At 66.3% G+C, this 26,977-nt stretch carries 26 protein-coding genes; 10 read left to right on the top strand and 16 right to left on the bottom strand.

The annotated features are described in order from the left end of the window. The 4 genes from AB8P05_RS03135 to AB8P05_RS03150 form a co-directional block, all read right to left on the bottom strand. Positions 1–708, bottom strand: a complete 708-nt coding sequence (locus AB8P05_RS03135) for an OmpA/MotB family protein (RefSeq protein ID WP_472758772.1) — start codon at positions 706–708, stop codon at positions 1–3. Then, positions 705–1,481 (bottom strand): hypothetical protein, encoded by a 777-nt coding sequence (locus tag AB8P05_RS03140; protein ID WP_472758773.1) that lies wholly within the window; start codon positions 1,479–1,481, stop codon positions 705–707. The genes AB8P05_RS03135 and AB8P05_RS03140 overlap by 4 nt, the downstream gene beginning before the upstream one ends. A gap of 4 nt (positions 1,482–1,485) precedes the next feature. Continuing rightward, positions 1,486–2,193 (bottom strand): protein phosphatase CheZ, encoded by a 708-nt coding sequence (locus AB8P05_RS03145; RefSeq protein WP_472758774.1) that lies wholly within the window; start codon positions 2,191–2,193, stop codon positions 1,486–1,488. Positions 2,194–2,472: 279 nt separating this feature from the next. After that, positions 2,473–2,601: a hypothetical protein gene (locus tag AB8P05_RS03150; protein ID WP_455171854.1), complete on the bottom strand. Its 129-nt coding sequence runs from the start codon at positions 2,599–2,601 to the stop codon at positions 2,473–2,475. Between the two features lie 321 nt (positions 2,602–2,922). Here AB8P05_RS03150 and AB8P05_RS03155 point away from each other — a divergent pair, with 321 nt between their 5' ends. The 3 genes from AB8P05_RS03155 to AB8P05_RS03165 all read left to right on the top strand — a co-directional run bounded on the left by AB8P05_RS03155 (position 2,923) and on the right by AB8P05_RS03165 (position 5,588). Beyond that, the gene (locus tag AB8P05_RS03155) at positions 2,923–3,927 is read left to right on the top strand and encodes a patatin-like phospholipase family protein (RefSeq protein WP_472758775.1); all 1,005 of its coding nucleotides are present in this window, start codon (positions 2,923–2,925) and stop codon (positions 3,925–3,927) included. An 81-nt stretch (positions 3,928–4,008) separates the two neighbouring features. Further along, the gene (locus AB8P05_RS03160; RefSeq protein WP_472758776.1) at positions 4,009–4,695 is read left to right on the top strand and encodes a matrixin family metalloprotease; all 687 of its coding nucleotides are present in this window, start codon (positions 4,009–4,011) and stop codon (positions 4,693–4,695) included. 74 nt (positions 4,696–4,769) lie between these two features. Continuing rightward, the gene (locus tag AB8P05_RS03165) at positions 4,770–5,588 is read left to right on the top strand and encodes a M10 family metallopeptidase C-terminal domain-containing protein (protein WP_472759305.1); all 819 of its coding nucleotides are present in this window, start codon (positions 4,770–4,772) and stop codon (positions 5,586–5,588) included. Positions 5,589–5,598: 10 nt separating this feature from the next. On the opposite strand, the gene AB8P05_RS03170 is transcribed toward AB8P05_RS03165, so the two are convergent. Further along, positions 5,599–6,510, bottom strand: a complete 912-nt coding sequence (locus tag AB8P05_RS03170; protein ID WP_472758777.1) for an SAM-dependent methyltransferase — start codon at positions 6,508–6,510, stop codon at positions 5,599–5,601. A 267-nt stretch (positions 6,511–6,777) separates the two neighbouring features. Here AB8P05_RS03170 and AB8P05_RS03175 point away from each other — a divergent pair, with 267 nt between their 5' ends. Both AB8P05_RS03175 and AB8P05_RS03180 read left to right on the top strand, forming a co-directional pair. Next, a complete protein-coding gene (locus AB8P05_RS03175) occupies positions 6,778–7,062 on the top strand; it encodes a (2Fe-2S)-binding protein (RefSeq protein WP_455171858.1) in 285 nt (94 codons plus the stop codon). Between the two features lie 500 nt (positions 7,063–7,562). Then, a complete protein-coding gene (locus tag AB8P05_RS03180) occupies positions 7,563–7,868 on the top strand; it encodes a hypothetical protein (protein ID WP_472758778.1) in 306 nt (101 codons plus the stop codon). A 71-nt stretch (positions 7,869–7,939) separates the two neighbouring features. Here the strand turns inward: AB8P05_RS03180 and era are convergent, their stop codons facing one another. The 5 genes from era to AB8P05_RS03205 all read right to left on the bottom strand — a co-directional run bounded on the left by era (position 7,940) and on the right by AB8P05_RS03205 (position 11,865). Further along, on the bottom strand, positions 7,940–8,845 hold the full coding sequence (gene era / locus AB8P05_RS03185) for a GTPase Era (RefSeq protein WP_472759306.1): 906 nt from the start codon (positions 8,843–8,845) through the stop codon (positions 7,940–7,942). Positions 8,846–9,092: 247 nt separating this feature from the next. Beyond that, complete coding sequence (gene rnc, locus AB8P05_RS03190) at positions 9,093–9,878, bottom strand: ribonuclease III (protein WP_455171860.1); 786 nt, start codon at positions 9,876–9,878, stop codon at positions 9,093–9,095. Then, entirely contained in the window at positions 9,879–10,652 is a 774-nt protein-coding gene (lepB, locus tag AB8P05_RS03195) for a signal peptidase I (RefSeq protein ID WP_472758779.1), read from the bottom strand. It abuts the gene before it with no gap. Further along, positions 10,649–11,119: a holo-ACP synthase gene (acpS, locus tag AB8P05_RS03200; protein ID WP_472758780.1), complete on the bottom strand. Its 471-nt coding sequence runs from the start codon at positions 11,117–11,119 to the stop codon at positions 10,649–10,651. The genes lepB and acpS overlap by 4 nt, the downstream gene beginning before the upstream one ends. Further along, positions 11,116–11,865 carry a pyridoxine 5'-phosphate synthase gene (locus tag AB8P05_RS03205; protein ID WP_472758781.1) on the bottom strand — a complete coding sequence of 250 codons (750 nt, stop codon included), beginning with the start codon at positions 11,863–11,865 and terminating at the stop codon, positions 11,116–11,118. Before AB8P05_RS03205 ends, acpS begins: the two co-directional genes overlap by 4 nt. 314 nt (positions 11,866–12,179) lie before the next feature. Between AB8P05_RS03205 and AB8P05_RS03210 the strand changes: the two genes are divergently transcribed. After that, on the top strand, positions 12,180–12,599 hold the full coding sequence (locus tag AB8P05_RS03210) for a hypothetical protein (protein ID WP_472758782.1): 420 nt from the start codon (positions 12,180–12,182) through the stop codon (positions 12,597–12,599). A 376-nt stretch (positions 12,600–12,975) separates the two neighbouring features. Here the strand turns inward: AB8P05_RS03210 and AB8P05_RS03215 are convergent, their stop codons facing one another. Both AB8P05_RS03215 and rpoZ read right to left on the bottom strand, forming a co-directional pair. Then, positions 12,976–15,135, bottom strand: a complete 2,160-nt coding sequence (locus AB8P05_RS03215; protein ID WP_455171864.1) for a RelA/SpoT family protein — start codon at positions 15,133–15,135, stop codon at positions 12,976–12,978. A 142-nt stretch (positions 15,136–15,277) separates the two neighbouring features. Further along, positions 15,278–15,712: a DNA-directed RNA polymerase subunit omega gene (rpoZ, locus tag AB8P05_RS03220; RefSeq protein WP_149221747.1), complete on the bottom strand. Its 435-nt coding sequence runs from the start codon at positions 15,710–15,712 to the stop codon at positions 15,278–15,280. Positions 15,713–15,973: 261 nt separating this feature from the next. Between rpoZ and AB8P05_RS03225 the strand changes: the two genes are divergently transcribed. Further along, positions 15,974–16,621 carry a LabA-like NYN domain-containing protein gene (locus AB8P05_RS03225; RefSeq protein WP_455171865.1) on the top strand — a complete coding sequence of 216 codons (648 nt, stop codon included), beginning with the start codon at positions 15,974–15,976 and terminating at the stop codon, positions 16,619–16,621. Between the two features lie 72 nt (positions 16,622–16,693). On the opposite strand, the gene pdxA is transcribed toward AB8P05_RS03225, so the two are convergent. The 3 genes from pdxA to lptG all read right to left on the bottom strand — a co-directional run bounded on the left by pdxA (position 16,694) and on the right by lptG (position 20,459). Further along, on the bottom strand, positions 16,694–17,719 hold the full coding sequence (gene pdxA, locus AB8P05_RS03230; protein WP_472758783.1) for a 4-hydroxythreonine-4-phosphate dehydrogenase PdxA: 1,026 nt from the start codon (positions 17,717–17,719) through the stop codon (positions 16,694–16,696). Continuing rightward, positions 17,719–19,179 carry a peptidylprolyl isomerase gene (locus AB8P05_RS03235; protein WP_472758784.1) on the bottom strand — a complete coding sequence of 487 codons (1,461 nt, stop codon included), beginning with the start codon at positions 19,177–19,179 and terminating at the stop codon, positions 17,719–17,721. Before AB8P05_RS03235 ends, pdxA begins: the two co-directional genes overlap by 1 nt. A 185-nt stretch (positions 19,180–19,364) precedes the next feature. Further along, on the bottom strand, positions 19,365–20,459 hold the full coding sequence (gene lptG, locus AB8P05_RS03240) for an LPS export ABC transporter permease LptG (RefSeq protein WP_472758785.1): 1,095 nt from the start codon (positions 20,457–20,459) through the stop codon (positions 19,365–19,367). A gap of 270 nt (positions 20,460–20,729) precedes the next feature. Here lptG and AB8P05_RS03245 point away from each other — a divergent pair, with 270 nt between their 5' ends. The 3 genes from AB8P05_RS03245 to AB8P05_RS03255 all read left to right on the top strand — a co-directional run bounded on the left by AB8P05_RS03245 (position 20,730) and on the right by AB8P05_RS03255 (position 25,416). Continuing rightward, positions 20,730–21,308, top strand: coding sequence for a GNAT family N-acetyltransferase (locus AB8P05_RS03245; protein ID WP_455171869.1), 579 nt, complete (start codon positions 20,730–20,732; stop codon positions 21,306–21,308). 36 nt (positions 21,309–21,344) lie between these two features. Beyond that, positions 21,345–22,913: a glutamine-hydrolyzing GMP synthase gene (guaA, locus tag AB8P05_RS03250; protein WP_455171870.1), complete on the top strand. Its 1,569-nt coding sequence runs from the start codon at positions 21,345–21,347 to the stop codon at positions 22,911–22,913. 319 nt (positions 22,914–23,232) lie between these two features. Further along, on the top strand, positions 23,233–25,416 hold the full coding sequence (locus AB8P05_RS03255) for an eCIS core domain-containing protein (RefSeq protein WP_472758786.1): 2,184 nt from the start codon (positions 23,233–23,235) through the stop codon (positions 25,414–25,416). 483 nt (positions 25,417–25,899) lie between these two features. Here AB8P05_RS03255 and AB8P05_RS03260 read toward each other — a convergent pair whose 3' ends face one another. Beyond that, positions 25,900–26,916, bottom strand: a complete 1,017-nt coding sequence (locus AB8P05_RS03260; protein ID WP_472758787.1) for a lytic transglycosylase domain-containing protein — start codon at positions 26,914–26,916, stop codon at positions 25,900–25,902. Positions 26,917–26,977 lie beyond the last annotated feature (61 nt).

Here is a 26,977-nt window from a genome sequence, read left to right on the forward strand (position 1 = left end):
TCAATCCGCTCCTTCCTCTCGCACCACGATATCCACCGGCAGGCGTCCTGCGCCAGTCCCTTCGACCGGCATCATCACCGCCCGCGCCACCAGATCGCGGCGATAGCCGGTCTCACGCAGCGCGGCGGAGACGGCGACCGCCCGGGTCAGCGCCCGTTCCCAGGCCACGCCGCCGGCCGGATCCTCGCGCTCCGCATGGCCGACCAGCTCGATCCGGTTGCCGATGCGGCCGATGACGGCGCCCAGCAGGAACAGCACCCGCCGCCCCTCCTCGGTGAAGGCGCCGCCGGTGGGATCGAACATCCGCTCCCCCGGCAGGCGGATGACGACGCGGTCGTCCTCGCGCCGGACATCGACCACCGACAGCTCGGCGTTCGACCGCAGCTGGCTGCCGAGCAGGGCCGCCAGATAATGCAGGTCGATGGCCGCCCGCGGCTCGACCGCTTGGGCGTTGAAGGCCGCGGACGGGTCGGCCGGCCGGTCCGACGGGGCGGCGGCGGTGGACCGCGCCGCCGGGATCGTCTCCGCCACGCCCTTCGCCAGACGGGTCCAGCGTTCGGCCTCGGGCTCGCTCATCGAATACATCAGGACGAAGAAGGCGAGCATCAAGGAGATCAGGTCGGTGAAGCTGATCAGCCACAGCGTCTTGCGCTGGCCGCCGTGATCCTCCGCCGCCGACCGGCCGGTCACATTGGGAACGCGGATCATTTCCGCACCTCCGGCTTGCGCCTTGCCGCTCCGTCCTCGTCCCAGCGCAGGGAGAACAGCAGGCGCACCCCGCCCGGCTCGCCGCGCTCGATCCCGACGGTGACGTTGCGGGCCGGCGCGCCGTCCGCGATCAGCGCGCGGGCCAGCGCCCCGGCGCGGGCGACCGGCCCCGGCGGCTGGCTCGGCGTTCCGGTCGGGCCGATGCCCAACAGCGCGTCCAGCTCCACCCGCTCGCCCTGGCGCGACTGGCGCAGCGCGTCGGCGATGCGGTCGATCAGGCCCTGGCGGTCGGGCCGCAGCATCATGGTGCCGGGAACGAACAGGTCGTCGGCCGGCAGACGCACCTCCAGCAGCTGGCCGGGAGCGACCACCTCCACCTTGGCGACCGCGACCTCGGTGGCGAACAGCGTGCCGATGCCGTCCAGCCGCTGCACCGCGAACACCGTTCCGGCGCGCGAGGCCACCGGCTCCGTCCCGTCGCGCAGGCGCGGGTCGATGACGAAGCTCGGGAAGGTCCGCTCCAGCGACGCGGCGACCGCCTTCACCTTCTGCACGGTCTGCACCGAATGGGCGTTCAGGACGATGAAGAAGACCAGCAGCAGAAGGAACAGCGACAGCAAAAGCAGGATGCTGCCGTTGTTGGGATTGGCATGCCCCTGCCCGCCCCCGCGGCCAACCCGCAGCGTCGGAAACCCGGCGGCGGCCGGACCCGGTCCGCGGCTTTGGGTCGTCAGACCGCTGCTCGGCCCGCTGGTGGGTTTGCCGGCCAGCATGGCGTCAGTCGAAGCTGGCCAGCAGGCGGTCGATCTCGTCCTGGTCCATGGCGTTGCCCGGCAGCTGCGGCCCGTGGAGAAGCTGCTTGTCCGCCTCCTCCGCGCTCATCGGCTCGTAATGGACGGCAGCCTCGGCGTCCTCCGCCGCCAGCTTGGCCAGCCGGGGGGCGTGGTTCTGGCGCACCTCGCTGCCGAAGGCGGCGACGATCATGTCCACTTTCGATTCGATGTGCTTCAGCGTCCGCACCACCTTGCTGATGCGCTGGCCGGTAATGTCCTGGAAGTTGCAGGCCTCGTAGATCGCCGTGATCTGGTCGTTCAGCTTGGCGGCGGTTTCCGCATCCGACTGGCCGGCGATGGCGCCGATGGCGTCGCAGGCGTCGAAGATGGCGAAGGTCGCCTTCTCCGTCGCGCCGATCACCGCGTCGAGCTCGTCCGTGGCGGTGCGGATATGCTCGTCGCGGATCTCCGCCGGCTGCAGCGCCGCGATCTCCTGCTTGGCGTTCTCGATGTACTTGGCGAGGTCCACCACCTCCTTGTAGAGGCGCAGGTCCGTGGCGGAAATGTCGCCGTCCATGCTGCCCAGGATGGTCCGGACGATGTCCGTCACCTCCTCCCGCGACAGGGGCTTGGCAGCCTCCGCGAAAGCGGCGTCGAGGCGCTGTCTCAGAAGCTTCTGTTCCGTCACGGCGGAATGGGCGGAGAAGGTCATCGGGCGTGTCCAGCGAGAGGGGCTAGGCCTTGGCGGAAGATGCCGGATCCTCCCCGGTCGGCGCCCTCCAGCGAGCGCCCGTCGGTGCCGCAGGGCGGAGCCTCAACGCTCCGGCCGCATGTGGCGCCCGACCGTCCCAGGAACTGTCCGAGCCGACCAAGCCTATGGCGCGAGGGTTAAGAGCCCGTAAAGACGCTCCCGCAGGAGCGCAGTCGTTGCCTGTCCGCCACAGTGTGACCGGTCCGTATGCGGTCCGGCCAAGCGGTCAGGGGTGCGCGCTCAGAACAGGCCGGCGGCGGCCGGCGCGCCCAGAAGGGCGATCAGGATCAGGACGGTGACGGCAACCAGCCGTTCCGCCGGCGACCAGCGTTTCCAGTCCTTCCTGAAGCTTTTCAGTTCGTCGGCCATGACAGACCTTCCGGTTTCGAGATACTACACTGCAACGCAACGAAACTGCGCCGGGTCCAGTTGACGCATGGTTAACACCCAGCACAGAAGCACTCTTCCCGACCAACTGGCACAGAAATGCCACAGTCCCCGCATCCCGGCCGATGATGCAGGTCAAAGATCGGCCAAATTTTCGACATTTCCCAGCGCCCGCGCGGCGATGGGCCGGGCGCCGGCGGCGTGCCCCTTCCGGCCGCTTCCGTTACCGGCCGGCAATGCCTAGATGATACGCTCTAGACCAAGCCGCCGGGGTCGGCCGGGCGGCACCGACAGGGGATGCGGATGGCGAAGGGAACCGACCTGAAGATCGGGCTTGCGCTGGGCAGCGGGGCCGCAAGGGGCTGGGCGCATATCGGCGTCCTGCGCGCGCTGGAGGAGATCGGGATCGAACCGGACGTGATCTGCGGCACGTCCATCGGCGCGGCCGTCGGGGCCGCCTACCTGACCGGCCAACTGGACGAGCTTCAGGCCTGGGCGCAGAAGATGGGCTGGCTCGGCATGCTGGGCATCATCGATCTCACCTTCCGCCGCGGCGGTCTGGTCGCCGCCGAAAAGGCGTTCGGCCGCTTCGACAACGAACGCAGCAACATCCTGATCGAGAATCTGCGGCTGCCCTTCGCCACCGTCGCCACCGACCTGTCGACCGGGCGCGAGATCTGGCTGCGCGACGGGCCGTTGATGTCGGCGGTGATGGCGTCGGCCGCCATGCCCGGCCTGTTCCCCGCGGTGCGGCGCGACCATCACCTGCTGGTGGACGGTGCGCTGGTCAACCCGGTGCCGGTGTCGCTCTGCCGGGCTCTGGGCGCCGACGTCGTGGTGGCGGTGAACCTGAACAGCGAACTGTCCCCGCTCGGCCGCCCGAACGGTCGCGGGAACGGCAAGTCGAACGTCAAGACTCCCGTCGCCAAGGCTCCCGTGCCGGAGGCCGTGGTGGCCGGCGGCGATGCGGGCTCTCCGGCGCTGTCGCATCTGACCAGCCAGATCTCCACCTGGCTCGGCCGCAAGCCCAGCCGGCGCACCCAGTTCCTGGCCGACCAGATCGACGATGCCCATGCGCACAAGCAGATGCCGAACGCGCTGGAGGTGATGGCGGGCTCCATCGACATCATGCAGGACCGCATCACCCGCTCCCGCCTTGCCGGCGAGCCGCCGGACGTGCTGATCGCGCCGAGGCTCGCCCATATCGGCATCCTGGAGTTCGACCGCGCGGCGGAGGCGGTGGAGATCGGCTACGCCGCCGCGTCGATGCTCCGCCCGTCAATCGAGCTGGCCCTGCGCCGCGCCTGACCGCTCCCCCATCCCCCTGCCACCGACCGGCACGCCCCTGTGCCGCCGTCCGTCCCCGATCCCCGCGAGAGTTGAGAGTCCATGAGCCAATCCGCGCCGACCGACTACATCTCCGCCCTTCTGACCAGCGGAACGTCGCATTGGGGTCCCGGCGGAACTGTGCTGGACGGCAGTTCCGTCGGGGCTGCGGTCACCGTCACCTTCGCCTTCGCGACCAGCGCGCGTCAGGTGGCCGCCACCGACGCCAACGGCTTCGCAACGATGAACGGCGAGCAGCGCGCCGCCGTCCGGCAGGCGCTGGCGGCCTGGAGCGCGGTCGCCAACATCTCCTTCGTCGAGACGGCCGACGTTTCCAGCGCCACGATGCGGTTCGGCACCAACCGGCAGAACGGCCAGACCGCCGCCTACGCCTATTACCCGTTCCCCTCGTCGCAAGGCGGCGACGTCTTCCTCGCCAACGACAGCGCCGCAAACGTCAACCCGACGCCCGGAAGCTATGCCTACATGACGGTCGTCCACGAAATCGGCCATGCACTGGGCCTGAAGCATCCCGGCAACTACGACGCCGGCGACAGCACGGGAACGGAGGGGCCCTATCTCCCGTCGGCGACGGACAATTACGCCTACAGCATCATGTCCTATGTCGCGAACGGCGCGCTGCCGTCGGGCACCTACCTGACCGGACCCAGCCTCTACGACATCGCGGCGATCCAGTATCTCTACGGCGCCAACATGGCCGCCGGGGCGGGGATTCCAGCTATGCGCTGAACACCGCCAGCTTCACCACGCTGTGGGACCCCAACGGCCGCAACACGCTGAACGGCAGCGCGCAGACGGCGGCACTGTCGCTGGATCTGCGGTCAGGCGCATTCAGCAGCGCCGGAGGCACCACCTTCCTGGCGCTGGCCTACGGCACCACGGTCCAGCTGGCGGTTGGCGGCAAGGGCGACGACACGTTCACGGTCAACAGGCTGGGCAATGTGCTGGACGGCGGCGCCGGCACCGACAGCGTGGTGTTCAGCGGCAGCCGGTCGCAATACCGCGTGCAGCAGATGGACGGCGGCCGCTACGTCGTCAGCGGCGCCGACGGCGTCGATCTGCTGACCAACATCGAGTATCTGCGCTTTTCCGATGCCGGGACGACGCTGTCGGCCAGCGTTTCCGGCAATTTCGACGCCCTGCGCTACATTGCGTCCAACCCCGACCTGATGGCCGCCTTCCGCACCGACGGCGCCGCCGCGACGCAGCATCTCACCGGCGCCGGCGTGTTCGAGGGGCGCAGCCTGACCGGGTTCAACCCCTACAACTATCTGGCCGGCCATGGCGACCTGCTGGGCGCGTTCGGCAGCGATGTCGGCGCCGCCACCCGCCATTACATCGAGGTCGGCAACCGCGAGGGCCGCAGTTCCACCCTGTTCGACACGCTGTCCTATCAGGCCGGAAACCGCGACCTGATCGCCGCCTATGGCAGCAACCGCGAGGCGGCAGAGCTTCACTACATCGTCAACGGCCGGTTCGAGGGCCGTTCCCTCGACGGATTCAACACCGCCGGCTATCTGGCTGCCAACCCCGACGTGAACGCCGCCGTCGGCGGCAACATCGCCGCCGCCAAGCAGCATTACGTCAGCTACGGCTTCGCCGAGGGCCGGGCGTTCGCCTGAGCGTCGGCGCTCACTTCGCCGGCCACATCCAGGTCAGCTCGTGCTTGTTGTGGTGCAGGTGCAGCACCCGGCCGCCGGGGATCGCAGCGAAGGCGCGAGCGGTCTCGTGGTCGGTCTCGGCCTGGAACTTCAGCGTGCAGATGAAGCGCTTGGCCAGTCCGCTGTCCATCCAGTCCTTCACCAGCCGCAGCAGGCGGGTTGGGTAACAGATCACGTCGCAGCACAGCCAATCCACCGGGCCGACGGTCGCCGGCTTCAGGCCGAAGGCGCTTTCCTGGCGGATCTCCACCCGCGGCAGGGCGGCGATGGCGGGGTCGAGCGGCGCCTTGTCGACGCTGACCACCGACGCGCCCAGCTCGTGCAGCACCCAGGTCCAGCCGCCCGGACAGGCGCCGAGGTCGAGGCAGCGGTCGCCCGGCCCCGGCTGCTCCCCGAACAGGGTCAGCGCCTCCCACAGCTTCAGATAGGCGCGGTTGGGCGGGGCCGTGCGGTTCTCGACGAAGGTGACCTCGCCGTTGCGGAAGGGGCTGGAACAGTGCGCCGCGGCGATGATGGTGGACTCGTCGGCCAGCGTCCAGGACCCCAGAGGGGCGGTCGGCAAGGGCGACGGGAAGACCACCGGCTTGGCCGAGACGTGCGGCAGGTTCTCCTGGATCAGCGCGGCGCGGCGGTGGTGCCGCTGCGACCACAGCGACCAATTGCGCTGGATGCCGCGCAGCGCCTTCGCCCCGCTCTTGATGGAGGCGAATTCGATGCGCACCGGGTCGTACCAGATGTTCTGCGCCCAGGCGGCGGGCCGTGCCGGGCCGTCTGTGAAGACCAGCCGGCCGTCGACCGACGCGACCTCTCCCAGTTCCGCCACCAGATCGTCGAGGAAGCCGTCGGCCGCCAGATAGACCGTCTGGCCGAGCGGGGTCACCACCGCGCCGGGAGCGGCCTGCGGCTGGGGAGCGGATGTGTTTTGGGGGTGCTGTCGTCCATGTCCCACGGGCTACCGCCGCCGGCCGGGGATTGCAAGCGCAAGGATGCGGCCTGCCCCTTTCGCGGTGACGCGAAGGGGGCTGTGACAAAGCGTCTCGGAACTTCTTATATGCGACTGGTTCGCAAGGTGGACGTTGACAACGATTCTCACTCTCAGGTAATGCTGGGTTCAGGACAATCTTCTCACACCGACGATCGCCGAGGGCTTATGTACGTCTGCATCTGCCACGCGTTGAACGACAAGAAGGTCAAGGCTGCGCTGGACAAAGGCGCCACGACCCCGGCCTCGGTGTTCCGCCACCACAATTGCCAGGTCCAGTGCGGCAAATGCGTGCCGATGATGCGCAGCATGGCCAGCGAGCATCGCGCCGCCATGGCCCAGCAGGCCGCAACCATCGCCGCGGCGGCCGTTCCGGTCCCCTGCTGCGGCGCGGCGGTGCCCGAGCCCGCCAATGCCGAAGCCGTTCCCGCCTACGCCATCGCGGCCGAGTGATCGCTGCGGACGACCGCCTCCGGGCCGGCTGCGTTATCGCAAGCTCTACCACTTCCGACTTTCAGGTCGATACCGGGACTACAACCTCGCCTTTCGGCTGCGACAGAATGCGCTCCGTCTATGATTTTTGGGCGGATTGACCCAGCACCCCCAATCCGGCACAAAAGCGTCACCAAAACAAAAGAACGTCGTCAAAATGGCGGCGTATAAAAAAGCCAATGGGCCGGATGAAACCGGTCCTGGAGGAAACGCAATCCAACCGGGAAGACTTCCTTGGACACCGGGTTTGCCTTGTCCGTAAAGGATCGGGGCAGCCCGGCGAGATTTGGATTCAGGCAGCCGTACCGCAACTGCTCACGCATTTCGCAAACGCATCGCGGCCATCTCCCAAAGGGGCTGTGCCGACTGCGCTTCCGATGCGTTCTCGCAGCATGGGCGCGGCGCTATCGTTCTGTCCGGCCGAGACGTCTTGAACGGTTGAGGATCAAAGGAGGATTTTCATGAGCCGCCGCAACCGGCACGCCTTCGACACGCTGAGCCGCGATCTCGTCCTTCGCGCCACCGACCGCATGGAAACCCTCCGGTCGATGGTGGAGCGCGCCGACAGCAGCCGGCGCGAGACGTGGGAGCGCACGCTCGACCGACTCCGCGGCCTGAACAACCGCGCCATCGCCCGTATCGAGGCCGCCCATCTGGCGGACGACGACGCATGGCCCTTCGCCCGCGCCCAGGCCGATCAGGCGATGATGGACCTCATGCGCGCGCTCGACGATTTCGACGGCCACCTGCGCCTGCTGGCCGCATAAGCCTGCAGCCGAACCGCAGCGCTTTGCCAAAAGGAAAAGGCCCTCTCCCGTTCGGGAGAGGGCCTTTTTCATCACGAAGCCCCGAAATCCAGGCCCCAGGCCGAGTAGCGTTCCGGATCGTCGACCCAGCCTTCGCGCACCTTCACGAACAGGATCAGGTGGACGCGGCGCTCCAGCATGCCTTCCAGTTCGGACCGCGCGGCGGAACCGAGAGCCTTGATCCGCTGGCCGCCCTTGCCCAGCACGATGGCCTTCTGGCTTTCGCGCTGCACGAAGATGACCTGCGAAATCTTCACCGACCCGTCCTCGAACTCCTCCCACACCTCGGTCTCGACCGTGGCGGAATAGGGAAGCTCCTGGTGAAGCTGCAGGAACAGCTTCTCGCGGGTGATCTCCGCCGCCAGCAGGCGCATCGGCATGTCGGAGATCTGGTCCTCCGGGAAATGCCACGGGCCTTCCGGCAGGCGGTCGGCCAGAAACTGCTTCAGGTCGGCGACGCCGTCCTCGGTGAAGGCCGACACCATGAAGATGTCGGAGAAGATCCCCTCCTGCCGGAAGGCGTCGGCGATGCCCAGCAGGACGTCGCGCTTGACCAGATCGATCTTGTTCAGGATCAGGATCGCCTCGCGCCCCTGCTCCTTCAGGCGGGCGACGATGCTGCGGGTGTCCTCGTCGATGGAACGGCGCGACACGTCGTACAGCACGCCGATCACGTCGGCGTCTTCCGCCCCCTGCCAGGCCGCCGCCACCATGGCGCGGTCCAGCCGGCGTTTCGGCTTGAAGATGCCGGGGGTGTCGACGAAGATCATCTGGGCGTCGCCCTGGATGGTGATGCCCAGCACGCGGGTGCGCGTGGTCTGCACCTTCGGGCTGACGATCGACACCTTGCTGCCGATCATCGCGTTCAGCAGGGTCGACTTGCCGGCATTCGGCGCGCCGACCAGCGCGATGAAGCCGCAGCGCGGATGCTCCGGCATCGTCGGCAGCGGCGGCAGGACGGAGATGGGCTGCCCGCGCGGGGCGTCCTCATCGTCGAACTCCTCGTCCTCATAGTCTTCGTCGTCGAAGTCGCCTTCTTCGGCGTCCTCACCCTCGACGTCGCCGCCCTCATGGTCCAGCGTCTCGTCGTCCTCCAAGGACTCCGGGGGCACGGACTCCGGTGCCGGCTCCGCGGCTTCGGATCCGGGCGTCCCGATCTTCGTCTTGTCGATGTCGTCGCGACCGTCAGTCATCGACTTGCACTCCCACCTGGCGCAGCAACGCGCTGGCCGCCTTCTTTTCCGCGATGCGCTTGGACGAGCCGGAGCCGTTGACCGGATCCATGCCCGCGACATGCACAGCGACCACAAACAGCGGCTCGTGCGCCGGGCCGCTGCGTTCGATCAGTTCATAACGGGGCAGCGGCTTGCCGCGCCCCTGTGCCCATTCCTGCAGCGTCGTCTTGCTGTCCAACGGCGGCGGCGTCGCCTTGTCGATCTCGCCGGCCAGGGCCTGCCGGACGAAGCGCGTCACCGGCTCCAGCCCGCCGTCGAGATACATGGCGCCCAGCACCGCCTCGCAGGCGTCGCCCAGGATGGTACGGTTCTCTCGGCCGCCGCTCTGCGCTTCCGCCGGGGACAGGCGCAGATAGGCGCCCAGCCCGATGGCGTCGGCGACGCGGCCCAGCGATTCCCGGCGCACCAGCGCGGCGTGCCGCTTGGCGAGCGCGCCCTCGCGCTCGTTGGGATAGCGTTCCAGCAGCCATTGCGCGACGACCAGCCCGACGACGCGGTCGCCCAGGAACTCCAGCCGTTCATAGGCGATGCCGGGACCCTTGTGCGACTTGCGGCCGGCCCGTTCCAGACCCATCAGGCTGGGATGGGTGACGGCATCGCGCAACAAGGAGAGATCGGAGAAGCTGTAGCCCAGCGCGCGCGCCAGTTCCGCCACGTCTGCGGACTGGACGGCGCCGTCGGTCTCGGTTTCGGAGCCGGCACCCGCATCGGCGGGCGCCTTGGTGACGGTTGACACTTACCGGACTCCGTTGAACAGGCGGCTGAAGCGCAGGTCGACCGGCCAGCGCCAGATCTCGTAGAAGCGCGTGCCCTCGTCGAGCGAGAAGAACAGGAATTCGGCGCGGCCGACCATGTTCTCGATGGGGACGAAGCCCACCTGCGACGGCACGCGGCTGTCCAGCGAATTGTCGCGGTTGTCGCCCATCATGAACAGGTGGCCGGCCGGAACCTTGAAAACCGGCGTGTTGTCGAGCGGGCCGTTGTCCGACTCCTCGATGATGCGGTGGCTGCGGCCGTTGGGCAGCGTCTCCAGGAACTGGGCGGTGCGGATGCTGCGGCCCAGCGAATCCGTGGTCACGTAATCCTCGATCCGCTCCCGCTTCACCGGCTTGCCGTTGATGTGCAGGATGCCGCCGATCATCTGGATGCTGTCGCCGGGCAGGCCGACGACGCGCTTGATGTAATCGGTCTTGTTGTCGCGCGGCAGCTTGAACACCGCCACATCGCCCTGCTTCGGCTCCGCCCCCAGGATCCGGCCCTCGAACAGCGGCAGGCCGAAGCCGACCGTGTACTTGCTGTAGCCGTAGCTGAATTTCGAAACGAACAGGTAATCGCCGATCAGCAGAGTCGGGATCATCGACCCCGACGGGATGTTGAAGGGCTCGAACGCGAAAGTCCGCACGCCGAACGCGATCAGCACGGCGAAGAACACCGTCTTCACAGTCTCGACGAACCCGGATTCCTTGGTGTTGCCTTTGGCTTTGGCCGCCGTTTGCTTTTGAAAGGTCATTCTGGGGTCGCCGTGTTGGTGGGCATTGCAGAATCGATCGGTTCGGCACTGATTACGACGAAGGCCTCGGCCATCGGGTATTCGTCGGTCAGCGTCACATGGATGCGGGCGCGCATGCCCGGCGGCGTAATCGCCTCCAGCCGGGCCAACGCCCCGCCGGTCAGACGCATGGTCGGCTGGCCCGACGGCAGGTTGACCACCCCCATGTCGCGCCAGAACACCCCGTCACGGAACCCGGTGCCGAGCGCCTTGGAACAGGCCTCCTTGGCAGCGAAGCGCTTGGCGTAGGTGGAGGCGCGGGCATTGTTCTTGGCGGCCGAACCGGCGCGGCGCTCTGACTTCGCCTGCTCGACCTCGGTGAAGATGCGGTCGATGAAACGCTGCCCGAAGCGCTCCAGCGACTTCTCGACCCGCCGGATGTCGATCAGGTCGTTGCCGATGCCGAGAATGGTGCCGGACATTATCATGCGGAGGCCGCCGCGGCTCGCGCCCTGTCCATGGCCTTGCGCATGCGGGCGATGGAGTTGGTCAGCCCGACGAAGATCGCCTCGCCGACCAGGAAGTGGCCGATGTTCAGCTCCACGATGGTCTGAATCGCCGCCACCGGACCGACGGTGTCGTAGCTGAGCCCATGGCCGGCATGGCATTCCAGCCCGATCGCCTCGGCATGCGCGGCGGCGCGGACGATGCGCGCCAGTTCCGCCTCGCGCTCCGCCGGTTCGACGGCGTCGCAATAGGCGCCGGTGTGCAGTTCGACCACCGGGGCGCCCAGCCGCTTGGCGGCGTCGAGCTGCGCCGGTTCCGGATCGATGAACAGCGAGACGCGGATGCCGGCTTCACCCAGTTCGCCAACCGGCCGCACCAGATGATCGTACTGGCCGATCACGTCCAGCCCGCCTTCCGTCGTCACCTCCGTGCGCTTTTCCGGAACCAGACAGGCGGCGTGCGGCTTGTGGCGCAGCGCGATCCCCAGCATCTCATCCGTCGCCGCCATCTCGAAGTTCAGCGGACGGTCGATCTCGGCCATCAGACGCTCGATGTCACGATCCACGATGTGGCGCCGGTCCTCGCGCAGATGGGCGGTGATGCCGTCGGCCCCCGCCTCGATGGCCAGCCTCGCCGCGCGCACGGGATCGGGGTGCGCCCCGCCGCGTGCGTTGCGGACGGTCGCCACATGGTCGATGTTCACGCCGAGGCGCAGGAAACGGGACATCAAAGAACTCCGGTAACGCTCCACCGTGCCATGGAGTCGGTGCTGACAGCGTCTATATAGCCCTCCGGCCGGTGCGCGTCATCACCCATGGGAACTCCGTTCGAACCGGCAGACGAATGGCGCCACCGCACATGCAAGCACTCGCGCCATGAGACTAGGCAACTTCATTAGAGACTCATCGCGTGCATTGCACTATATTCACACGATCTTAGGGATACCTTTTTCGCTTTTCTCAACCATTGCTTGTATAGAGGCTATAAATGCGTCTCCAGTGGATTCTCTTTTTCATCGGTCTTGTAATATGGGTTAATTACATGACGAAGTCCGAAAATCCTCAGTATATCCCACCACCAACACCGCCTGGCATAAGCGTAGCTGCCAACATCTTCAAGCAAGGCATCGAATTGCTTGGATTGAACTTGCGCATTGCTTCCGCCAATGCGGCCGAAAAATCTGTGACGATACCCAGGAACAGCATCGTTCCTCAAGAAGGCACACTCTTTATCGAACAATTTATTGTCAGGAACGGCATTCACACATCTTATGACGTCGAGAAATTTGATAAGAAGGCTACCGAAGCCCTTTTAACATGCACAAGAGCTGGAAACCGAATGGGAGACCAAAATTTTATATACAAATTACAAGCCAGGATAGAATGCTTGCGCTCAAAAGGATACGACGAAAATGATATCATTTACATTGGAGGAAAGCATGGTGAGGCTCTTCAATACTAAAAGAGCCGCGTTTCTGATAATTTTCTCCGGCCTTCTGCTCAGCTCTTGCTCCAGCAGACCAACCTCAACTTACAACTCTCAGCCGGTTTACAGTGCACCAGACGCTGAATACCAGCGTCAATCACTTCGCCAACAGCAGTGCTCTAACTGCCAACAGCGGTACAAATCCAACCTTGACGAGTGCCTTGAATACAATCGCGCGATCAAGAGTATGATGGTTCACGATGCCGAAGTGGCAGAATGCCTGAAATCCCATGGCTGGCCCACTCGTGGAAGGATGTGTGCCAGCGAATGTGGATCATGATTCGCAGCGCTTCCGCCAGCGGATATCTGCGGCGACCGCGTCCATGAATGGACGCGGTCGCCAAAGGCGGTTTCACCGTCCCCGCGCCCGCTCCACCGAATGGATGGCCGGGGTGGCGCGCAAAGCGGCCATGATGTTGGTCAGGTGCTTGGCATCCTTCACGTCGATGTCGATCAGCAGCTCGAAATAGTCGGTGCTGCGGTTCGTGATCTTCTGATGGATGACGTTGCCCTGATTCTTGCCGATCACCGTGAACAACGTGCCGAGCGAGCCCTGTTCATTGGCGATGACGACGCTGATGCGGCCGACATGCTCCTCCGGCGAATCCGGCCCGGTCTCCCACGACACGTCGATCCAGCGTTCCGGCGACTCGTGGAAGCTCTCCAGCGTCTCGCAGTCAATGGTGTGGATCGTCACGCCCTTGCCGGTGGTGACGATGCCGACGATGCGGTCTCCGGGCAGCGGGTGGCAGCAGCGGGCGTAATGCACGGCCATGCCGGGGATCAGGCCGCGGATCGGCAGGGCCGATTCCTTGCGGGCCTTCGCCTTCGGCTTGGGCGCGGTCTCCTCCACCTCGCGGAGGGCGGGTGCCGCCTGGGCCTTGTGGCCGGGGAAGACGGCGTGGAAGACCTCGCGTACCGAATGCAGGCCGGAGCCCACACCGGCCATCAGATCGTCCACCGTCGGCTGCTGGAAGATCTTGATGGCGTTTTCCAGCGCCTTTTCGGTGAACTCGTAGCCTTCCGACTTGAACTGCCGCATCAGCATGCCGCGGCCCAGTTCCATGTACTGGGCACGTTGCTGGGTGCGCAGGAACTTGCGGATGCGGGCGCGGGCCTTGCCGGTGACGACGAAGCGCTCCCAGCCCGGAACCGGCGTCTGCGCCTTGGAGGTGACGATGTCGACCTGATCGCCGTTCTGCAGCTGGGTGCGCAGCGGCAGCATGCGACCATTGATCTTGGCGCCGACGCAATGGTCGCCAACCTGCGAATGGACAGCATAGGCGAAGTCGACCGGCGTCGCCCCGCGCGGCAGCGCGATCAGGTCGCCCTTCGGCGTGAAGCAGAACACCTGGTCCTGGAACAGCTCCAGTTTGGTGTGTTCCAGGAATTCTTCCGGCTTCTGCGCATGCTCCAGGATGTCCAGAAGCTCGCGCAGCCAGCGGTACTCGCCGCCGTTCGGGCGCGGCTGGTGGTCCTGCTTGTAGGCCCAGTGGGCGGCCACGCCCAGCTCGGCGATTTCGTGCATGTCCTGGGTGCGGATCTGAACCTCGATCCGGTTGCGGCCGGGACCGATCACGCCGGTGTGCAGGCTGCGGTAGCCGTTGGGCTTGGGCGTGGAGATGTAGTCCTTGAAGCGCCCCGGCACCACCGGGTAATGGGCATGCACGATGCCCAGCGCCTGATAGCATTCGCCGACCGAACCGACCGTGATGCGGAAGGCCATGATGTCGGACAGCTGCTCGAAGCTGACATTCTTGCGCTGAAGCTTGCGCCAGATCGAATAGGCCGACTTCTCGCGCCCGGTAACCGACGCATCGGGCAGACCTTCGGCGGCCAGCAGCTCGCGCAGTTCGCTGATGATGGTCTGGACGCGGTTCTCGCCCTCGCTGCGCAGACGGGCAAGCTGGGCCAGGATGCTGTCGCGCGCGTCGGGGTTCAGTTCCGCGAAGGCAAGATCGTCCAGCTCGTCCTTAATCTTGTGCATGCCGATGCGCTCGGCCAAGGGCGAGTAGATCTCGATGGTCTCGCGGGCGATGCGCTTGCGCTTTTCCGGCTTCTTCAGGTGGAACAGCGTGCGCATGTTGTGAAGCCGGTCGGCCAGCTTCACCAGAAGGACGCGGATGTCCTCCGACATCGCCAGCACCAGCTTGCGGAAATTCTCCGCCTGCTTGGCCTGCTCGCTGTTCAGCTCCAGCCGCGACAGCTTGGTGACGCCGTCGACCAGCCGGGCGATTTCCTTGCCGAACACCCGCTCGATGTCCTCGAGCGTGGCGACGGTGTCCTCGACCGTGTCGTGAAGCAGCGCCGTGGCGATGGTGCCGGCGTCCAGCTTCATCTGGGTCAGGATGCCGGCGACCTCCAGCGGATGGAGGAAATAAGGATCGCCCGACGCGCGCGTCTGCGATCCATGCGCCTTCATGGAATAGACATAGGCGCGGTTGAGGAGATCCTCGTCGGCCGAGGGATCATACGCCTTGACGCGCTCGACAAGCTCGTACTGCCGGATCATGCGGCCCGACCCGGCGCGCGCGGCGCCTCATATGTGTTCGTGGTGGTTCTGTTCGAACCGGAGGGGAGCCGGATGCCCCCCGCCCTTCTCTTCGGGGAGGGGACGTCGCGCCCCCTCCGGGTCCTGTGGTCGTTGTCCAGAATCAGAGGTCTCCGTCGGGATCCTCGGTCATGGCGAAACCGGCGCCCGGCTCGGCGTCCATGTCGGCGGCGACGTCGTCGTCCTCGCCCAACTCCTCGCCGTCGCTCTCGCTCATGCCGTCTTCGTCACCCAGCGAGTTGTTGCCGCGGGCGGCCCAGTCGTTCTCGCCGGCCATCAGCTCGACGATCTCTTCCTCCGGCTCGTCCGGCTCGACATGCTTCTGGTGACCCTTGATCAGGGCGTTCTTCAGATACTCCAGCGACACCGTCTCGTCCGCGATCTCGCGGAGCGCCACGACCGGGTTCTTGTCGTTGTCGCGGTCGATCGACAGGGGAGCGCCGCTCGCGACCTCGCGGGCGCGCTGGGCAGCCATCATGACCAGCTCGAAACGGTTCGGAACCTTCAGGACGCAATCTTCAACGGTAACGCGGGCCATGCCAGACGAACTCCGGATTCATAGGAGGCTCTAGACTATATGGATGTGGCCCGATAGGTGCAAGCGCGAACGACAGCGTTGCTGCATTGCGTCAGTGGAACAGCCGGATGCCGGTCGAAGACCGGTTCAAAGGGCCGGCAATCACAGTCGGCGGACCGTTGCCCCCTTGTACGTCCGCCGATAATACACTAGATTTCAAAATTGGAACGCGAGCTTTTTGCGCATGTTCCATGAAATTACCCGATTTGCTATGAAAGGATTATGGCATTGGAGCGCAATTCGACTTTGCCGCGTGATGTCAGCAAGTTGTTTTACAAGGAAGAGCGTCTCGCTCTTTTCATCGACGGCGCAAACCTCTACGCCGCCGCGCGATCATTGGGCTTCGACATTGATTACAAGCGGTTGCGGGACGGCTTTGCGGCGGAAGGCCGGCTGGTCCGGGCTTTCTACTATACCGCGCTTGTCGAGGATCAGGAGTACTCCCCGATTCGTCCGCTGGTCGACTGGCTCGACTATAACGGCTACACGATGGTGACCAAGCCCACCAAGGAGTTCACCGACGCGTCGGGCCGGCGCAAGATCAAGGGCAACATGGACATCGAGTTGGCCATCGACGTGATGGAGATGGCCGACCATGTCGATCACATCCTGCTCTTCTCCGGCGACGGCGACTTCCGCCGGCTGGTGGAGGCGGTGCAGCGCAAGGGCGTGCGCTTCAGCATCGTCAGCACCGTGCGGTCGCAGCCGCCGATGGTGGCCGACGAACTGCGCCGTCAGGCCGACAACTTCATCGAATTGCAGGAACTGGCGCCCTTCATCGCCCGCACCCACCATCACCGCGAACAGGCGCCGTCGCACCACGACCACCAGGGCGGTCCGACGATGTACGACCCGGACGACCGCGGCTGAGGCCGATACCGAGCACGGCATGGAAAAAGGAGCGCAACGGCGCTCCTTTTTCATTTGCGGAACAGGCCGCCCTCAGGCGGTGACCGGCCGCCGCCGGTTCCGCGCCATCTCGTCCGCGGTCTTCAGCGCGGCGATCAGGCTGGTCGCATTCGCCGCCCCGGTCCCGGCGATGTCCAGCGCCGTCCCGTGGTCGGGCGAGGTGCGGACGAAGGGCAGGCCCAGCGTGATGTTCACGCCGCCGTCGAAATCCACCGTCTTCACCGGGATCAGCGCCTGATCGTGGTACATGCACAGCGCCACGTCATAGCCGCGGCGGGCGGCGGCGTGGAACATGGTGTCGGACGGACGGGGGCCGGACACCTCGATGCCGTCGGCGCGCAACGCCGCGACGGCGGGGGCGATGACGTCGATCTCCTCCCGCCCCATCGCCCCGCCCTCCCCCGCATGGGGATTGAGGCCGGCGACGGCCAGCCGCGGCCGCGCGATGCCGAAGTCGCGCGACAGCGCCGCCGCGGTGACGCGGCCGGCATGGATTATGGCGTCCGTGGTCAGCAGATCGACCGCATCGCGCACCGACACATGGATGGTGACCGGCACCACCCGCAGGTCGGCGGCGGCCAGCATCATGATCGGCTCCTCCGTCAGGCCGGCCAGATGCGCCAGATATTCGGTATGGCCGGGATGACGGAAGCCGGCGGCGTAGAGCGACGATTTCTGGATCGGGTTGGTGACCACCGCCGCCGCCTGCCCCGCCTGCACCAGGGCGACCGCGCGGTCGATGCTGGCGATCACCGCCGCCCCGTTGGCCGGGTCCGGCGTTCCGGCGACGACCGGGTTGCCGAGGCTCACCGGCAGGACCGGCAGGGCCTGGTCGAACAGCGCCGCCGCTTCGCCGGGGGACGCGACCTCCCGGACCGGTACCTCCAGCCCGAGCCTTGCCGCCAGCGCGGCCAGCCGGGCGGGATCGTCCAGAACGACGAAGGGCGGCACCACCGCGTCGTGGCGTGCCGCCCAGGTCTTCAGGGTGATGTCCCCGCCGACGCCGGCCGGCTCGCCCATGGTGAGGGCCAGCGGCAGGCTGTCCGGCAGGGCGGCCATCACAGGCGCGTCTCGATGAAGGCGGTACGGCGCAGATCGCGCAGGTAGCGGCGCGACAGCAGTTCGGCACGCTCGTTGATCAGGTCGCGTTCCACCTCCTCGCGGCCCGGCAGCGTGGCCTCCTTGATCGGAGTCGGCGCGGGCGGCGGCGGCGGGGCCGGACGGGCCTCCGGCGGCGGCTGGATCATCGGGACGTCGCGCTTGCAGACGATCAGGATCACCGCGGCGGCCTGGCTCATCAGGACCGGGCTGGCCTGCCCCAGCGGAATGCCGAGCGCCAGGTTCTGCAGGCCGGGCGCCATGTCCTTGACGCGCATGGTGCCCATGTCGCCCGATTCCGGCATGCCGGTCTCCTTGGCGCGGGCCTGGAAATCGCCGCAGCTCTTGATCGACTTCCGCAGCTTCTCGGCCTGCTCCTTGACGGCCTTGGTCTGATCGGGGGATTCGATCGGGATGATGATCTGCTTCATGTTGACCGTGGCCTTGGCCACGTCGGGCCGCGGCTGCGGACGGGGCGCCGCCGGCTGGGCGGCGGGCATCGGCACCTCGCCGCCGCTGGTGCCGAACGGCCGCTGGCCGCGCACCAGCAGGATGTGATAGCCGGTGGCCGTGCGGATCGGCGTCGAAAGCTGGCCGCCGCGCATTCCCGCCAGTGCCTTGTCGACCTCCGGCGAAAGCTCGCCGCTGCGCACCCAGCCCAGGTCGCCGCCGGCGGCGGCACCGGCGGACTGCGAGAACTGGCGGGCCAGCGCCGCGAAGTTGCCGCCGCGCTTCACCTCCTCCACCAGACGCTCGGCGTTGCGGCGCACCTCGTCGTCCTGGTCGGGGCTGTCCACCGCAAGGAAGATCTCGGCGACCAGATATTCGGGCTTGCCGATGTTGGCCTTCAGCCGCTCCATCGCCGCGTCGATCTCGTCCTCGCCGACGACGACCTCCTGGCGGATGCGGCGCTGCATCACCTTCTGCCAGGCCAGCAGCGAGCGGATCTGGTCTTTCAGGGTGGAGACCGGCACGTTCTGCCGCTTCAGCATGTCCTGAAGCTGCTGGCCGTTCATGCGGTTCTGTTCGGCGATGCGCTTGATCGCCTCGTCGATCTCGGCCGCCGACACGGTGATGCCCAGGCGCTTGGCCTCCTGCATCTGCAGCCGCTCGTCGATCAGCAGGCGCATGACCTGCGGCGTCAGGCGTTGGATCGTCTCCGGATTGCCGGCGGTACCGGCGTTCAGCAGGGCCATGCGGATGCGGGCGTTGACGTCGGAGACCGAGACAACCTCGTCGTTCACGACCGCGGCGATGCCCTCCGCCCCCGGCGCCCGTGCCGGACGGGTGGATTCGTCGCCCGTCTTCGGCGCCGCGGCACCGGCGGCGGCCTTGCTGGACTGCGCCGCGGCGGGCAGGGCCAGAAGCGCGCAGGCGGTCGCCACGGCGACGGTGGTCCGGACGGCTCGCAAACTCGACATGGTGCTCAAGCTCCAAAAACGGGTCGCCCGTTATTACGGTGGGGCCGGTGCCCCATGCAAACGGAATCCGACCCCACCCTTTCAGTGCAAAACCAACGGGGCGGAATTATGACCGACAGGGATAACCCCCGCTTTGCGGCGAATGGCCCCACCCCGCCCTCTCTCGGGAAAGCCGGGACCGCGTCTCAGCCATCCTCCAGATGCAGCAGCGCCGCGGTACCGAGCAGAAGGCTGATTCCGGCCGGGCTCCAGGCGGCCATGATGATCGGGATCGTCTCCGACATGCCGAAGGTGCGCACCACGTCGGTCATCACGAACAGCACGAAGCCGGTCAGCACCCCGCCGGTTACCATCGCCATCGTCCCGCCCCGCCGCGGCAGCCGCAGCGAGAAGGCGGCGGCGAACAGCACCATCGCCAGGAACAGGAAGGGCTGGGCCAGCAGCGACTGGTAATGCAGCCGGTGGCGCACGGCTGGGAATCCGGTGGTCTCCAGCGTGTGGATGAACCGCGGCAGCTCCCAGAAGGAGATGGTTTCCGGCGGGGCGAAGCTCTCCTCGATGGTCGCCATGTCCAGTTCGGTCGGGATGGTGTAGGTGTCCAGCAGCTCCGGATCCTTCTTCGCCCGGTTCAGGACGGCGTCCTGCAGTTCCCACTTGCGGTCCCTCAGGACGGCGCTGGGGGCGTCGATGCGTCCCAGGTAGTTCTGGTCGGCGTCGAACAGGAAGACGATGACGTTCGACAGTTCGAAGGTCACCGGGTTCACCAGTTCCGAATGGATGAAGAACTGCTCCTTCTCGTTGGTCTGGCGCAGCCACAGGCCGGAGCGGGAGATGTTCAGCGTGCTGGACTGGAGCTTCAGGTAGCGGTCCTGCAGCTGTTCGTACTTGGCGACGAACACCGCGCCGACCGGGTTGATCAGCGTCACCTTGACCACGCCGATGGCGGCGGCAGCGAACATCACCGGCATCAGGAACTGCCAGGCCGACACGCCGACCGCACGCGCCACCACCAGCTCGGCGCTGCGGGTCAGCCGCCAGAAGGTGAACATGCCCGCGAACAGGATGACGAAGGGAAAGATCTGCTGGCCGATCTCCGGCAGCTTCAGCAGAGCCATCTGGATCACCAGCCCGAAGGTGACGTTCGGCTTGCTGCCGGCGCGGCGCAGCAGTTCCACCGTATCCAGCAGCAGCACGATGGCGAGCAGGATCACCATCAGCAGGCAGAACCAGACGATGAACTGCCGTCCGATGTAACGGGAGAGCGTAGGCGAGGAATACATGCGGTGTCCGGTCTCCGGAGCCCCGCCCGGCACCGGCATGGCGCTTGGGGCGGACTGGCGGGCCGCCGCGGCCGATGGGGTCGAACGCGGCACCCGCCGGAACAGGTTCCGGCTGTTTACCCCCGTTGCGCAGCGATGACAACCGGGCCGGGGCGGCGCGCCCCGCCGGACCGTATCGACAGCGCCAAATTCCTGCCTCCTTTTCCGGCTGGACTTCCTGCATCGGCAATCCAAACTGTTGGTACAGAGGCTGCACGGGAGGGTCGGTCGATGACGGACACCACGGTCGCAATCCGCCAGGCGAACGCGGCAGACGCCGCCGGCATGGCCCGCGTCCATGTGCAGAGCTGGCGGTCCACCTACCCCGGCCTGATCCCGGCGCAGTTCCTGGTCAACCTGTCGGAACCGCCCGCCGCCCAGCGCTGGGCAGCCATCGCCGAAACGCGCGGCCCCGGGCAGGGCGCCTTCGTCGCGGTCGACGTCGCCGGCCTGATCGCGGCGCCCGGCACCATCGTCGGCATCGCCTCCTTCGGGACGCGGCGGGTGACGGTTCAGGGGCACACCGGGGAGTTCCACGCGCTCTATCTGCTAGACGACGCAAAGGGTTACGGCATCGGGCGTCGGCTGATGGCGGCGATGGCCGACCGTTTCCTGGCGGCCGGGGTCCGCTCCGCCGCGGTGTGGTGCCTGCGCGACAACCCGTCGCGCTGGTTCTACGAGCGGCTGGGCGGGATCAAGGTGGCGGAGCGTCCGATCCGCTTCGCCAACACCGATCTGGTGGAGATCGCCTATGGCTGGCGCGACCTGACGCCGCTTGCACGCTTGTCGGCGGGGCCGGAGGTGCGGTAGTGAGGGGCCTTGAGTCCCCCGCATCAGGATTCTTCGATGTCCAGCGCCGCTTCCCTTTCCGCCGAACGCGTCCTCATTCTCGATTTCGGGTCGCAGGTGACCCAGCTCATCGCCCGCCGCGTGCGCGAGAGCGGGGTCTATTGCGAAATCCACCCCTTCGGCATGAGCGACGAGCGTATCCGCGAGTATGACCCGAAGGCGATCATCCTGTCCGGCAGCCCGGCCTCCGTCACCGAGGCGAACGGCCCGCGCGCCCCGCAGGCGGTGTTCGACCTGAAGGTCCCGGTGCTCGGCATCTGCTTTGGCCAGCAGACCATGTGCCACCAGCTGGGCGGCACCGTCTCCGGGTCCGACCATCGCGAGTTCGGCCGCGCCTTCATCGAGATCAAGGAGCCCTGCGCCCTGTTCGACGGGCTGTGGGAGGTCGGGTCCAAGGAACAGGTGTGGATGAGCCACGGCGACCGCGTCACCGTGCTGCCGGACGGCTTCCGCGCCGTGGCGGTCAGCGACGGCGCGCCCTTCGCCGCCATCGCCGACGACCAGCGCCGCATGTACGGCGTGCAGTTCCACCCGGAGGTGGTCCACACCCCGCACGGCGCCCAGCTGCTGGCGAACTTCGTCCACCGCGTCGCCGGCATCAAGGGCGACTGGACCATGGCCGCCTTCAAGCAGCAGGCCATCGAGAAGATCCGCGCCCAGGTCGGCACCGGCAAGGTGATCTGCGGCCTGTCGGGCGGCGTCGATTCGTCGGTCGCGGCCGTGCTGATCCACGAGGCCATCGGCGACCAGCTGACCTGCATCTTCGTCGACACCGGCCTGATGCGCGCCGGCGAGGCGGAGGAGGTCGTGCGCCTGTTCCGCGACCACTACAACATCCCGCTGGTCCACCGCGAGGCGTCGGACCTGTTCCTCGGCAAGCTGGCCGGCGTCACCGATCCGGAGCAGAAGCGCAAGATCATCGGCGGCCTGTTCATCGAGGTCTTCGACGAGGAAAGCCACAAGGTCGGCGGTGCGGAGTTCCTGGCCCAGGGCACCCTCTACCCCGACGTGATTGAGAGCGTGTCCTTCACCGGCGGCCCGTCGGTCACCATCAAGTCGCACCACAATGTCGGCGGCCTGCCCGACCGCATGAAGCTGAAGCTGGTCGAGCCGCTGCGCGAGCTTTTCAAGGACGAGGTCCGCGCGCTCGGCCGCGAACTCGGCCTGCCCGCCGCCTTCATCGGCCGCCATCCCTTCCCCGGCCCGGGCCTCGCCATCCGCGTCCCCGGCGAGATCACGCCGGAGAAGCTGGAGATCCTGCGCAAGGCCGACACGATCTATCTGGAGGAGATCCGCAACGCCGGCCTTTACGACGCGATCTGGCAGGCCTTCGCGGTGCTGCTGCCGGTCCGTACCGTCGGCGTGATGGGCGACGGCCGCACCTACGACCATGTGCTGGCTCTGCGCGCGGTGACCTCCACCGACGGCATGACCGCCGATTGGTATCCCTTCCCCCACGACTTCCTGGCGCGCGTGTCCAACCGCATCGTCAACGAAGTCCGCGGCGTGAACCGCGTGGTCTACGACATCACGTCGAAGCCGCCCGGCACCATCGAGTGGGAATGATGGACACGGCGCCGCGGATCTGAGCATTCCGCCGATGCACGCGGCTTCAACGGTGGCCTCCGCAAGGCGGCCACCGAAGTCACCATCGCCGCAGCCGGCGCAGAACGGGCAAAGAACGCGAAAGCATGCCTCAATCGTTCGTCGTTCAGTTGTAATGTGGGATTGATTCCTATATTAATGAGGCATGCCTCTCCAGAACATGCCACGGCGGCAAGCCCCTCATCCCAATTTGGCGAATGCCGGCTCGGCGACGACGAGGTCGGCGGAAGCGGCTCCAGGTGCCGCCGGGCCATACCATGACCAACTTTCCAATTTGTCGGTGCGGCTCAACGCCGCCCCGGCAGTCCAGCGACTAACAGCCCTCGCTCCCCACCGCAGCGGCCTGCCGGAGTCGTTGAGACGGGGAATCGAGGCGCTGTCCGGCATGTCGATGGGCGGCGTCGCGGTTCATCACAACTCGCCCAAGCCGGCGCAGCTGAACGCTTTCGCTTACACGCAGGGCCGCGACATCTATCTGGGTCCCGGACAGTCGAAGCATCTGGCACATGAAGCCTGGCATGTGGTCCAGCAGGCGCAGGGACGAGTTCGGCCGACTATGTCGTTGAAGGCCAACGTGCAGATCAACGACGACACCGGGTTGGAGCGGGAGGCCGACGTCATGGGACGGCGGGCCGCCGCAAGCCAGCTTTCCGGCCCGATCGCGCTGGATACCCGGCCGCACTCCGGAACCAAGGTGGTCCAGGGCAAATTCGCCGTCGAGGTGAGCTTGGGCGAGTTCGAGATCGACGATCCGAATATGCAAGGGATGATGCAGACCACGCATAAGGAGATCCGAATCTCGGCGGTCCACATTGCAGGTCGGCCTCACGGGTTGTTCAAAAACGCCGAAAAGAGCCACACCACGGCTTGGGCGCTGTACACTGATCAATTGCGCAACGCCGTCCTGGGCCGTACCGTGGATGGTGCGGTGACGGCGGTGCACGATCTCTATCTCGACGCCAAAAATCTGCCGGGCGTCGCGCGGGCCGACAATCTGACCGGCGCCGCCAAAGCCCAGTACGACAGCGCCAAGGCCACCATGGAGGCGCTTGTCGCGACGGATCACGCGGCGCTCGCCGAGGTGTTGAAGATCGACCACTTGCAGCGCTTGGCAAAAGGATTCCTGGCATACCGCAACGTCATTCCGCTGTCGCAGGTGGATATCGGGGCGGCCACCGGCCACGGTGAACCCGCAGCTTTGGAAAAATTGAGACCCGTCAACGATTTGCAGGTTGGATGGGAGGACAACCCCCATGAGGCAGACCGCTTAAGGTTGACGGAAACTGCAGCGGAGCAAACACGCGGCGCGATGTGGAGCTTGCTGGACCAAGGGGTCATCAAGCATTTCCAAGACCTTGCCGCCACGCCGCAGACCACCCCCGGAATGGTCGAAGGAGAGCATGGAGGCCCGACCCGCCGTATCGCCGAAGTGATCGTCCAACATCTCTGGACGCTTGAAAGCACTTACGAGACAGCTTTTCGCAACGCCGAGATGGACGGTGAGAACTCGGTCCGCGACTACCTCACCCAAATCGGGTGCATCGGCCCATACCAGAACGAGATCTATGGCGAGATCGAGGCGCTTTATGGTCAGGCGCCCGAAAGGATATCCAGCGAAAACGACGACAGGGTGCTGACGAACGGCCCCGCCAATCAGGGGCTCTTTTCCGTGCAGATCGAAACCAGCGCCGATGGCAAGATCGACAAGCTCCACATCGGCAGCCGGCCGACAACCGCCTTGGGAACCGCACAGGGCAGTCATTCGACGGCGTGGCTGGTCTATGGGGACGCCGTCCGGCTCGCGGTCCTCAACAAGAGTTATGCGGGCGCGACAGAGGGCATGCTGACATTGTGCGAGCAACTGCGGGACCTGCCCGGCATCACGCGTATCGGCAATTTGACTAAAAATCAGAGACCTTGGCTCGAACAGGCGGCAATCGACCTAGAAAAAGCGGAAGCGGCCGCGAAGGTTCCTGCAACCGATTTGGAACTCCAGCCGCGGTTGCAGCAGTTGATCAAAGCCTATCTCGCCTTCCGCAATACGGTTCCGCTGTCACAGAGTAACGGCGGCCTTGCCAATGCCAACTCCGAACGGCGCAACCGAGCCATCATGCGCTTCTTCGAGTCCGACTTCCTCATTTGGACGCTGAATGAACAGGAACCCGCCAGGACCTTTCAAACCCTTCTCAACGCGTTCTGGAATCTTTACGACCACAAGGCGGTCAGAAAGGTCGCTGATCATGACCTGGAGCCGGAAGATGCCCCCGGCATCGATCCTCAAGAAGATGGAACGCTGGTGGCCGCTGACAGCATCAAGCAACACCTGCTCACCATGCGGAGTGCCTACCCAAAATCATTCGCAATTTTGTGGGCGAACCGACCTCAGCTGTTCCACGCAATCCTTGACTTGATGGAATATCCGGACATCGAAAACAAAAAAATACTGGAACGCATCCTATCGTGATCACTGGACCGGAAAGCGCCCGGACACCACCGGCCGGCGACGGGTGGCGGCAGGCGCCCGATTTCGCAATGGGCCCTCCGCTCCACTCAGAATCTCCGCTCAGAACAGCGGCTCGCCTTCCGCCTTCTTACGCCGTTTGCTGCGCATCGGTTTAAGCGTGGACGGCAAAAGCCCCTCTCTCTGCGCGCAAGGGTCGTGCCAGACATGCCCCGGACGCTCCGGCGTCCAGTACATCGGCTCGCCGAGCAGAACCTCTTCGCCGCAGCGGGTGCAGGGCGGATATGGGCTGGATGTGCGTTCGGACCGGTCCATCACACCGTTATGCCAGTGACGGGGCGATCCGTAAGTGATGCGGATCAAATCCGACCGCAAGAAGAGAAAAATTGTTCAGCTCAAGGTGAGGGCGGCACCGCGTCCGCGATCCGCCCTCCGTCGACGCCGGGACGGGGCCGCAAGCCCCGATCCCCTTGCGGTGGATTCCCGTTACCGTGCGTCCGCCAGCGCCACGCAGGCGCGGTCGCGGCCGGCGAGGCTGCCGCAGCCATCGGCTCGCTGCGAGACGAAGCGCATCACCACGCGCTCCCCCTTGCCGACCGACTGCGGAGGCAGCAGAGCCTCGGCGACCTGGGTGGTGAATTGCGGGCTGACCCTGTGGGTCGCCGGGGCCGGCGGCGGTTCGACGCTGGCGACCTGGACCGGCATGGCGGGTGCGGCGGCCGGCTGCGGCAGCGACGCGACCACCACCGGTGCCGGGGCCGGAACAGGAGCCGCCACGGGTTCCACAGCCTTCTGCTCGGCCGGGCGGGGTTCCATGCGGCGCGGCTCGACGGCGCGGGACGGCGGCGCTTCGGCGGATGCGACCACCACGGGGGCGGGCTCGACGCGCTGCGGGGCCGCCGGCTGGCCGCCGCGCGGCTTCGGCGCGTCGTCCGGCACCACCGCGATCTCGATGGCGCCGGCACCGGCCGCCAGCGACGGCTCGCGGGGGGCCGAGCCGCGCAGAACCGGGGTCAGGGCGGCAAGATACAGTTTGGTCTCGCGCGGCAGGCGCTGCTTGCCGGCCAGATGCTGGGCATAGCAGCCCGGCCCGCAATTGTAGGCGGCCAGGAAACCGGGTGCGCCGAACAGGTCGTACATCTCGCGCAGATAGGCGGTGCCGGCCAGGATGTTGTCGCGCGGGTCGGACGGGTCGGGGCCCAGGCCGTATTGCGCCCGCATCAGCTCGTAGGTGCCGGGCATCACCTGCATCAGGCCGATGGCCCCGGCGGAACTGGTCAGAACCTTGCCGTCGCGGTTGGTGGCGCGGCCGTTGCTTTCCCGCATCATCACCGCGCGGATCCACTTCTCCGGCATGTCGTAACGCTGGGAGGCCTCGCGGATCAGCGGGACCCAGCGCGACAGCGGATCGTTCGGGTCGGGGACATAGGCGGCTTCGACAGGGGTGCCGTCTGCACCTGCGGCGCTTCGGTGGCACAGCCGGCCAGGCCGAGCGCGAGGCACAGCATAGCTCCGGCGGCGTTGATCGTCGCGAGGTTCCGTTTGACCACGAGGTGATTTCCGT

It is taken from the genome of Azospirillum sp. VT-I1, from assembly GCF_055698305.1.